This window comes from Streptococcus suis (assembly GCF_002964045.1).
GTDB classification, from domain to species: Bacteria; Bacillota; Bacilli; order Lactobacillales; family Streptococcaceae; genus Streptococcus; species Streptococcus suis_U.
In genome coordinates this window covers 1-324 of record NZ_POPB01000370.1, presented here as the reverse complement: position 1 = coordinate 324, position 324 = coordinate 1, and the positions used below count along the sequence as shown (strand labels likewise).

Below are 324 nucleotides of genomic sequence, written 5' to 3'. Positions count from 1 at the left end.
CATCCAACTTTTGAACGTTTGACACGTGATAGCTTTGATCAATTAGCTAAGCATATTCGTTTTCGAAAGATTCCTAAGGGACAAATCTTTTTTTACGCAGAGGATCCTAGAGATTATCTATTTGTATTGTATAAGGGCTATGCTCGGATTGAGCAATATGATGAGACGGATAGTTTTACGTATTTGGACTATATTCGGCAGGGCGGTGCCTTTCCTTTTGGAGATATGTTTCAGGACAAACCTTATCATTATACTGCCATTGCCATAACGGACCTAGAGTATTTTATTGTGCCGATGGTCTTGTTTGAAACCTTGTCGAAGATA

At 38.6% G+C, this 324-nt stretch carries 1 protein-coding gene; it reads left to right on the top strand.

What is annotated here, in order from left to right; all coding sequences use genetic code 11:
* The coding region (locus C1E99_RS09295) for a cyclic nucleotide-binding domain-containing protein (protein WP_153060179.1) at window positions 1–324 on the top strand (324 nt) is incomplete at both ends.